Below are 5,332 nucleotides of genomic sequence, written 5' to 3'. Positions count from 1 at the left end.
CCGGTGCCTGTACCGCAAGTTTCGATTGATGAACTAAAAGCGCAAATTAGTGAGCCAATTAGCAGCTTACCCAATGTGCTTAACATTAATATAAATAGCCAAAACACCGCTTTTGTTGAAGTAGAGCTTGAAAACGGCTTTAGAGCAATAGAGCGCCAATGGTTATTAATGGCAAATAGCCAACAACTTAATACCCTAAAGCAGCAAAATGTAACCATTGTATCGGTAAAAAATTTCAACGCACTTAACATGAGCTTAGTGCGCTTTAATGTACCCCAAGGTGTTAACTCTAAAAGTGAGTTATTAAAAGCACTTAACTTAGATGAGTCTGCAATACTTGACCGAAACCACATTTACCAAGCGCAAACAGGCGAGCCTAGCGTGAAAGTAACACCAAATAAGCCTGTTGCTCCTTACTGCACACAAAGCGTAAAAATTGGCATGATCGACAGCGCAATTAATACCAAACACAACGCTTTTAAAGGCGCAAATATCACCACGCAAAGCTTTTTACCTAAAGGGTTAAGCTCGCCAAATTTACACGGCACCGCCATAGCGGGGTTAATTACAGGTAAAGGAGTAATGCTCAGCCCGCTTTTAAGCAGTGCAGAGCTATACAGTGCCGAGGTGTTTTATAGGCAATCTGAATATGCACAAGGGGCTACATTATTTGCCATAGTAGAGGCACTTAACTGGCTAGTTAGTAATAAAATCCCCGTAATAAATATGAGCCTAACAGGGCCAAATAACGCAATTTTAGAAGCAAGTATTACTGCAGCATTAAAACAAAACGTATTAATTGTAGCTGCTGCGGGTAACCAAGGGCCGGCGTCGCAGCCGTTATACCCAGGCGCGTATAAAAGCGTGATAGCGGTAAGTGCTATTGATTCAAAAAACCACATTTATAGATGGTCAAATAAAGGCGATTACATAGACTTTGCAGCCCTTGGTGTAAATGTTGTTACAAGCCAAGGCAATGGAAAATTTGGGAGGGAGTCGGGTACGTCAATGGCGGCGCCGCATGTAAGCGCGGCATTAAGTTGTTTATTGTTAAAGCATGGGAATAATAAAACCAAAGCACTTAACGAGCTTACATCGCTGGTCGTCGATTTAGGCGAGCAAGGCAAAGACACCACCTTTGGTTATGGCGCCATTTACCCACCTAAAAGTGCACTTTAACTGACGCCGATAAAACCGATTGCGTATAGGTATTACTACTAAGCTTTGATTGATAATCGCCATATTCAGCCTCGGCTATTAGCGTTACGTGCTCAAACACAGCTACGTTATAAAACGCATTAACTACATTTCGGTGCTCATCTCGCGACGGTATTTGCTCAAAAAAATCATCCGTTGTTTGCTCATCGTAATCTTTATTTTGATAACGCCAGCCAGCCCCTACTTTGTTAGCCACATTAAAGGCCGTAAATTTGTGCGTAACTTTAGTAGTAAAGCCGTAGCCGTTAAAGTCGTATTGGTTGTCGTCGGCGTTTTCTTTATCAGCACTTAGCGTTGCCATTAGCATGGTTTGGCCATTATTTATAAAATGATAAAGCGCTACATCGGCACCTACACCATCGGCATTACGTGCTTTTGCAGTAGCAAAACGTTTAGCTTTGGTTTTTATGCTCATACGCAAATACGTATGTGGGTTTAAAAAGTGGCCATAGTAAGCACTAGCTTGATTAAAATGTAAAAATGTTTCGCCATCTACATTTGCTTTTGCGCCATCGTAACGAACCCCTAGCTCATGGCTATTAAAGCTGTAGCTGCCATCTAAACCATATTGATGAAGGTCTAAATCGTATTGATCAAATTCATCGTAGTCTTGTTGTTCAAACCGATAGCTTGAGGTTAATTTGGCGCCTTTGGTTAATTGCCATTTTGCATTAACACCGGCTGCGGTTTTTATGCCACTGTCGCTTTGTGACGAAATATCGTCAAGCTCCTGAACAGAGAGCGCTGAATTGCTCAATACCCCAACTTCTGCATCTGCATTTAGCTCAAAGCTACTTTTAAAGGGTTTATTTTGCTCAGATGTTTTAACGTGGTTGGTTTGTGCAAGCACCGCTTGGGCACTAAAAACACACAATGTGGCGGTTATAACTGCTTTCATATTTATTCTCCAACAGGCCGAATAGGTTTCCCTATTCGGCATTTGTGCAAACACGCGGCGTATTAAAGGCCTAGGTCTAAGTCGTTAGTAATGTTGGTTACTACTTCACTTGCGGTGCTAAGTGCTACATCGTTACTAATTTGATCAGTAACCGCTGCACTCACCTGCCCGCTAACACTTTGTTGTACCGTGTTTTGTAAACTGCTAACCGTACTATCTTGCACACTGGCAATTAAAGATTGCTGAACACTACTTACAATTTCATTACTGGTATTAATTGCATCACCTACCTGCAGTGCAGAACTCACTGAGTTTGCAGCCGTATTAGTAATTGCTAATTGGTTTGTAAGCTCACCCGCATTAAGCGCACTCGCTGCATCAGCTTGTGTTACTGAATCGGTTGCGCTACTCACATTTGAAAGTAAAGAGGCATCTGTTGGTGTATCAGTAGTATCAGGCTGAGCGCCTTGCTCAGAGCTAACAGAAAGTAATGACGATTGGCTCACTGCAGTCGTTAAATTATCCGCCGATGAGGTTAACTGCGCGGTTGCATCAAGCGCTGTATTGACTGTGGTATTACCTGTGGCATTTAAAGACGAGGCCGATGCGTTCAATGAGTTATTTAAAGATGAGCTGGCAGATGCAACTAATGAATTTGCAGGCTCTGCGGCCTCACTGCTTTCTTGCGCTGGAGTTTGCGTGTTATTCGCCGTTGAATCTGTGTTTTGCGAATCATCAGCCGTTACCTGTGTATCGTTAGATACGTTTGACTCGTTGCTACCACTGGCTGTTAAACCATTTTGTGAAAGCGCAATAGATGTAGATGTTTGTTGCTGCGCCGACGTTGACTGGGATATTTCAATATCAGCGGCGTGCACTGCACCTGTAAAAGTACACACACCGCTTAACATCATTACGCTTACAATTTTATTTAATTTAGTCATTGTTTTGTCCTCTAGTTTGTCGGATTGACATAAAGAAGACGATTTACAAAAACACTTTATTCCAAAATAAATTAAAAAATTACAATAAAATCACTTATTAACTAAATTTCAAATACTTAAAGGTAAGCCAATACCCTACGGCGTTTGCGTTTCACTATTTTGTATCAGCAATAACAGCTCGGCAGTGGCGGTTGCGTCGGCCAATGCGCGGTGATGGCTGGTTAAATTTAAATCAAAATGCGCACTAAGGTTACCAAGCGAATACGACTTTAAGCCTTTAAACGCTTTGCGCGATTCAACCACGGTGCACATTTTTGGCATTTTAAAAAAGTGCCCTGCCATCTCGCACTCTTTTTTAATAAAGCCGTAGTCAAAATTAACGTTATGGGCTACAAAAATACTGCCTGCGAGTTTATCTAATAGCGGCTTAACTATATTGGCAAATACAGGCGCGTTGTAAACCATACTGTCGCTAATACCGGTTAATGACGTAATAAAGCCAGGTATATGGCGCTCGGGGTTAACTAAGCTCGTCCAGGTATCAATTACTTTACCGTGCTGCACTTTAACAATGCCAATTTCGGTAATTCGGTTGCCGCCTTTTAAGCCGCCCGTGGTTTCTATATCAACTACGCTGTAAACACGGTTTGGGTCTACAAACCACTTAACTGCGGCAATATGTACCGTAAAGCCCACATTTTTTAAATTATCTATGGTGGTTAATTGGTTGCGCCTAAGCTTATCGCCTGGGGCTTTTACCTCTTCAAAGTGTACTTGGCCATTATTAATGACCATTAAATCGGGGTAACCGTCTTTTAGCTGTAAATAATGTTTACTCATGGCTGCTAAGTGCGCAATTAGTGCCTCAAGTGGGCTGTTTAAAATAAGCGCTTCTAGTGGCTCTAATAAATTGCTGCGCCATCTAAATAAGCCATTGGGCTGATCAAAGTATTGCGCTGCATTTTTGCATACTAAATTAAGTAATGCTTGCGACGTTTGGCACTGAGCTAAGCGCTCGTTTATCTGTGTTTGCTGCGCTTCATAAAAATTACCAAGCCTTAATACTTGCGGATAAATATCAAACTCATTGCATGGCGGATAAGGCGACTCCACAAATAACTCGTGCCAAAATACTAAACCAAACAAACTTTGCCAAAGCGTGTTTTCGGTATTAAATACAGCCATACCTTCGCGAGTATAATAATCGTTTACGCCCTGCTCTACTTCACCTCGGTACAGTTCATCTATTTCTAGCACGCACTGAGTGTCGGCAAGCATGGCACTTAAACGCGAACGTGTTTTTTTATTAAACTTACGCATTAAAAAATCGTCAGCAAAATAAAGTAAATCATCAGTAAGTGGGTTTTCGATAATGGCTTCTAATCGAGCTTTTACCCACTCTTTATTGCCAAGCCTGTATTGCTCTCTTATTTGAATTTCTTGTGCTTCGCTATCATCCACGCACCCTTCAAGTAAACTAAAAGCAAGTTCGCTATCAACTGTTTTTAGCTGCCTATAAAGCCTAACTAATAGTTTGTTTTTTAATACAACGGCAATTGCACCATGTGCAGCTTGCACTAAAACCTGCGACGCTAAAGCAACATAGTCGCTCTCATCTGTAATATTTTTAAATGCTAACCGGTAACGGTTTAATAAATAGTTTGATTGCGCTTCGTCAAGTGTTTCAAAACGCGACAAGCTCTCGCTGTGTCCTTCGCGCGTAGCGGTTAAGCCTAAGTCTCGCATTACAAAACGGTTTTGATGATTCACATCTCCACTGCTTAGTTTACCTGCAAATAAAAACTCAAAATACTCGTAGTAATCACTGCGGTTATTAATTACATACTGGCTATAAAGTGGCGCAAGCTCTTGTGGGCGTGCTTTAAAAAACTCACGCGCAATATCCACCAGCGCGCCTTTAGCGGCACTCTTTTTAAAACTTATTTGCTCACTGTAATTACTTAGCAACTCAACCAAAGAAGGCTTAGTTAAGTGCGCTAAAAGCTGCGAATAATGCTGCTCGTTTGGCTCAAATAAAATACCGGCTTTTTTTAGCGTATAAATAGCCTGATGCGGCGAGGTTATTTCTTCATAATTAAGCGATTGCGCCTGCACTAAATAAGGCTTTCGCGAGTACACACGCGCCAACATGCATTGGCTTTGCTCATCTAGCTGGTTAATTTTACTAATAAATTCGCTGTGTTTGGGCTCAAGTAAATGCATACATTTACTAGTTACAAACTCAATAAGCTCTCTAAAATGCGCTAAATAG

The 5,332-nt window shown here is 41.5% G+C and carries 4 protein-coding genes; 1 reads left to right on the top strand and 3 read right to left on the bottom strand.

Features of this window, described 5'->3' with window-relative positions; translation table 11 throughout:
• Positions 1-1,179 (top strand): S8 family serine peptidase (locus H5072_RS11005; RefSeq protein WP_182693548.1); only part of this gene is annotated, 1,179 nt, incomplete at its 5' end.
• Here H5072_RS11005 and H5072_RS11000 read toward each other — a convergent pair.
• The 3 genes from H5072_RS11000 to H5072_RS10990 all read right to left on the bottom strand — a co-directional run.
• Complete coding sequence (locus tag H5072_RS11000; protein ID WP_182693547.1) at positions 1,163-2,116, bottom strand: surface lipoprotein assembly modifier; 954 nt, start codon at positions 2,114-2,116, stop codon at positions 1,163-1,165. The two genes, H5072_RS11005 and H5072_RS11000, sit on opposite strands and share 17 nt — an antisense overlap.
• Before the next feature lie 62 nt (positions 2,117-2,178).
• Positions 2,179-3,060, bottom strand: a complete 882-nt coding sequence (locus tag H5072_RS10995) for a hypothetical protein (protein ID WP_182693546.1) — start codon at positions 3,058-3,060, stop codon at positions 2,179-2,181.
• 135 nt (positions 3,061-3,195) lie between these two features.
• Positions 3,196-5,332 (bottom strand): exonuclease domain-containing protein (locus tag H5072_RS10990; RefSeq protein ID WP_182693545.1); only part of this gene is annotated, 2,137 nt, incomplete at its 5' end.

Origin of the sequence: Pseudoalteromonas sp. SR45-5, from assembly GCF_014163565.1 — a bacterium.
GTDB classification, from domain to species: Bacteria; Pseudomonadota; Gammaproteobacteria; order Enterobacterales; family Alteromonadaceae; genus Pseudoalteromonas; species Pseudoalteromonas distincta.
This window is presented reverse-complemented; position numbering and strand designations above follow the sequence as displayed.